This is a genomic window from Arthrobacter sp. I3, from assembly GCF_000520575.1.
Lineage (GTDB): Bacteria > Actinomycetota > Actinomycetes > Actinomycetales > Micrococcaceae > Arthrobacter > Arthrobacter humicola_A.
Genome location: NZ_KI914964.1, coordinates 6,893 through 10,813 on the forward strand (window position 1 = coordinate 6,893; position 3,921 = coordinate 10,813).

General features: G+C 69.8%; 5 protein-coding genes and 1 riboswitch. Of the genes, 3 read left to right on the forward strand and 2 right to left on the reverse strand.

What is annotated here, in order from left to right; all coding sequences use genetic code 11:
- Positions 1-701 (reverse strand): RNB domain-containing ribonuclease (locus Y706_RS26870; protein ID WP_043436801.1); only part of this gene is annotated, 701 nt, incomplete at its 3' end.
- Positions 702-742: 41 nt separating this feature from the next.
- On the opposite strand from Y706_RS26870, the gene Y706_RS26875 reads away from it, so the two are divergent.
- Entirely contained in the window at positions 743-1,456 is a 714-nt protein-coding gene (locus tag Y706_RS26875; RefSeq protein ID WP_343213103.1) for a ferritin-like fold-containing protein, read from the forward strand.
- On the opposite strand, the gene thiE is transcribed toward Y706_RS26875, so the two are convergent.
- Positions 1,453-2,151 carry a thiamine phosphate synthase gene (thiE, locus tag Y706_RS0120780; protein WP_028278092.1) on the reverse strand — a complete coding sequence of 233 codons (699 nt, stop codon included), beginning with the start codon at positions 2,149-2,151 and terminating at the stop codon, positions 1,453-1,455. The genes Y706_RS26875 and thiE overlap by 4 nt on opposite strands.
- Before the next feature lie 26 nt (positions 2,152-2,177).
- Positions 2,178-2,298, forward strand: a riboswitch (TPP riboswitch).
- On the opposite strand from thiE, the gene thiO reads away from it, so the two are divergent.
- Both thiO and thiS read left to right on the forward strand, forming a co-directional pair.
- Positions 2,292-3,602 carry a glycine oxidase ThiO gene (thiO, locus tag Y706_RS0120785; RefSeq protein ID WP_028278093.1) on the forward strand — a complete coding sequence of 437 codons (1,311 nt, stop codon included), beginning with the start codon at positions 2,292-2,294 and terminating at the stop codon, positions 3,600-3,602. (Overlaps the previous riboswitch by 7 nt.)
- Complete coding sequence (gene thiS / locus Y706_RS0120790; protein WP_028278094.1) at positions 3,599-3,835, forward strand: sulfur carrier protein ThiS; 237 nt, start codon at positions 3,599-3,601, stop codon at positions 3,833-3,835. The genes thiO and thiS overlap by 4 nt, the downstream gene beginning before the upstream one ends.
- Positions 3,836-3,921 lie beyond the last annotated feature (86 nt).

Sequence of the window (3,921 nt, forward strand, 5' to 3'; positions counted from 1 at the left end):
GGGGCCGCCACGATCCGGTAGCCGCCGTCGGGCAGTTGCTGGATCTCCTGTTCCGGCATGTTCAGGCTCGCGCCGCCGCGCAGGCGTTCCAGTTCCACCCGTTTGAGGCCTACTTCTTTCAGCAGCTGCAGCACGGGCGCCGCGGTGCCGGCGTCGAGCTCGGCCTGCACGCCCTTGTAGTTGAGCTTCGCGCGGCTGCGGACCTGTGCCCGGCGCACGAGGACCGAGGCGACCTCTGCCGCGGCGTCGAGCTCGAACTCCCAGACGAACGCCGCGCACAACTGCCCGGCGAGCAGGCTGCCGGCGGCCTCGCTGATGATCTCCGGATGCAGCGGAATCCGGCCGTCCGGGGTGTAGAAGGTCTGGCCGCGGCGCCGGGTCTCGGCGTCCAGCGCCCCGCCCGGGGCGACAAAGGAGGGAACGTCGGCGATGGCGTAGAAGACCTTGTAGCCGCCGTCGCTCCGTTCGATAAAGAGGGCCTGGTCCAAGTCGGTGGACGACGCCGGATCGATGGTCACGAACTCGACATGCGTGAGGTCAAGGTCCGGGAGCTTGTGCTCGGCCACCGCCGCCGCCGCGTCGCGCAGCACAACTTCGGGGAACGGGCCGGGCAGTTCCAGCGTGGTGCGCAACGCCTTGAGGGCCCCGGCAAGCTGGTTCTGCTGCTCGTGGACACTGGGGGTCAGGCGATGATGGGACACGAAAATCAGGGTAGCCCGATTTCCGCTATTAGTCTTGGATGATGAGCGCAACTGCGGACGATCCTGCCCTCTACAACAGCTTCCTTGCCGACCTGCTGGGAGTCTTGGCGTACGGCGAACTTTCCGCCTTCGAGCGGCTGTCCTCGAGTGCCCGGTATTCGCCCACGCTGCATGACCGTGCGGTGCTGGGCAGGATGGCCGTGGTCGAGTTCCAGCATTACGAACTCGTCCGGACCCGGCTCGAGCGCATGGGCCTGGATACGGAGGCCGCCATGCTGCCGTTCCAGCCCTCGGTGGACCACTTCCACGAACGCACGCGCCCATCGGACTGGTACGAGGCCCTCATGAAGGCCTACGTGATCGACACGGTCGCCGCGGACTTTTACGGCGTCGTGGGCCGGTACGTCGACGCCGCGACCCGTGAGTTAATCGGACAGGTCCGCTCCACCGGTGAGTCCACGGCCGTGCTGCAGGCGCGACTCAAGGCCGCCCTGGCCGATGACCCCCGGCTGGCGTCGCGCCTGGCGTTGTGGGCCAGGCGCCTGCTGGGGGAGGTATTGAACCACGCCCAGCGTGTCAGCGCTGAGCACGCGTTCCTCGGCGGACTGTCGGGGCTGGACGACGCCGGCGCCCGGGGCGCTGGTCAACGGCCTGGCGGCCGAACTCGCAGCGAATCACGCGCGCCGGATGACGGAGCTGGGTCTCGCCGGATAGTTTCAGTGCCGGCCGGCATTACGGGCTGGGGACCTGCTTAGGATGCGGCGGCGTCCAACGCCGCCAGCAAGGCTCCGGCGGCGTGGGCCGGATCAGCGGCGTCGGTGATCGCCCGGACCACGACGATCCGCCGGGCACCGGCATCGACTACCTGCTCCACGTTACTGAGGTCGATCCCGCCGATCGCGAACCACGGCAGCACGCTTTCGTTGACTTTGCCGGTTCCCTCCGCTTCCGCCCCGCCGATCGCCTGGGCGGCGTAGCGCACCAGATCGAGGCCGACGGCGGCGCGTCCGGGCTTGGTGGGCGTCGCCCACACGGGGCCCACACAGAAATAATCGAGCCCTTTGCGGCCGGGCGCGGCAGCGATGGCGGCGTCCACCTGCTTCGGGCTGTGGGTGGACAGGCCGATCACGGCATCCTTGCCGAGAAAGCCGCGGGCGGCGTCGAGCGAAATGTCCTTCTGGCCGACATGGAACACCGGAGCCCCGGACAGGGAGGCGATGTCCGCCCGGTCATTGACGGCCCACAGCCGCCCGTGGCGCTGCGCCGCGGTGTGCAGGACCTCCAGCAGTTCCAGCTCCTCGGAGGCCTCGAGCGACTTGTCGCGCAGCTGGATGATGTCCACGCCGCCGGCGAAGGCGGCGTCCACGAAGTCCTCGAAGTCGCCGCGGTCCCTGCGGGCGTCGGTGCAGAGATAGAGGCGGGCGGTGGTGTGGAGAGGGTCCTGGCTCATGGGACCAGCCTAGTTCCTCTAAACTGGGCGCATACCGCGGGAGCCCGCAGCAGCCATGTCGCCGCTGCCCGGCTGAGAGGGCGTCAGAGCCGACCGCTTGACCTGATCCGGCTAGTACCGGCGTAGGGAAGGAATTTTTCATGGGCACACGAGCAGGCCGTGCAGCCGGAGCCGCAAATGACGCCGCCGCCCAGGTTTGTGACACAGGGCCCGGTACCGCAGAGGGAATCATCGCGGGGGATACGACTGCCGACGTGGCCGTGATCGGCGGCGGGGTGATCGGCCATGGCATCGCGTTCGAGGCCATCCGCTCGGGCCGATCCGTGGTCCTGATCGATGATGCTCCCGGCAGCGGAGCCAGCTGGGCCGCGGCCGGCATGCTGGCCCCCGTGAGTGAACTGCACTACCAGGAGGAACAGCTCCTGGAACTGATGCTTGAGGCCTCCCGGTTGTGGCCAGGATTCGCTACGGCTCTCGACGCCGGTGCCGCCGGCGCGGATTCCCCGGCGGGTACCGGCTACTTAACGACGCCGACCCTGGCGGTGGGGGCCGACGCGGCGGACCGGCGCGCGCTCGCGGACTTGAGGGAAGTCCAGCAGGCATGCGGCCTGGCCGTGGAGCCACTGACAGTGCGCGAGGCGCGCACCCGGGAGCCCCTGCTGAGTCCCGGCATCTCGTGTGCCTTCGACATCCCGGCCGACCACCAGGTGGACCCCCGCCTGCTGATCACCCGGCTCGCCGGCGTACTCGGTGCGGAAGGCGGCAGCTTCGTCCGGCGGGGCGCGGCGGGCCTGCTGTGGCAGGACGGACAGGTGGCGGGTGTGCGGTTGGCCGGCGGCGGTTCCGTGCGGGCTGCGGAGACCGTGGTCGCCAACGGGCTCGGCGCCGCCGCGCTCGAGGAGCTTCCGGCCGGGCTGGCGCTGCCGCTGCGGCCCGTCTACGGCGACATCCTCCGGCTTCGCGTGCCTCCGCATCTGCAGCCGCTGCTCACGGCCACCGTGCGGGGCATGGTGCGCGGCATCCCGGTGTACATCGTCCCCCGCCAGGACGGCACAGTGGTGATCGGGGCCACCCAGCGGGAGGATGGACCGTCGGATCCGCACGCGGTTTCCGCCGGCGGTATTTACCAGCTGCTGCGGGATGCCCAGCAGCTGGTGCCTGCGGTCGCCGAGCTGGAGCTTTTAGAAGCCACGGCGCGGGCGCGGCCCGGCACTCCGGACAATGCCCCGCTGCTGGGGCGGGTCGCACGAGCGGACGGCGGGGACGTCCCGGGACTCATCATCGCCACAGGATTCTTCCGGCACGGCGTCCTGCTGACCCCCGCCGCCGCCGCCGTGTGCCGGCAACTCATGGACTTCACGCCGGACCCGCGCTGGGGCGGGTTCCGCCCGGACCGTTTTTCCCGCATCCCGGTTACGTCCGGGGACAGCCCCAAGAAGGAAGCAGCATGAACATCCGACTTAACGGAACGGAGCAGAGCGTCGCCGACGGCGCCTCCGTCTCCACACTCGTCACCCAGCTTACGGGCCGGAGCATCGGCCCCGACGGCCGCGCCGCCGACGGGCGGAAGCTCGGTGTCGCCGTCGCCCGCAACGCCGAAGTGGTGCCGCGCAGCCAGTGGCACGCCACGGCGCTCGCCGACGGCGACGACGTCGAACTTGTCACGGCAGTCCAGGGAGGATGACCAGCATGAACGAGACGACATTCGCAGGAACACCAGCCGTCCCCATGACCGGTGCGGTGGCCGATCCGTTCGTGGTCGACGGCGTA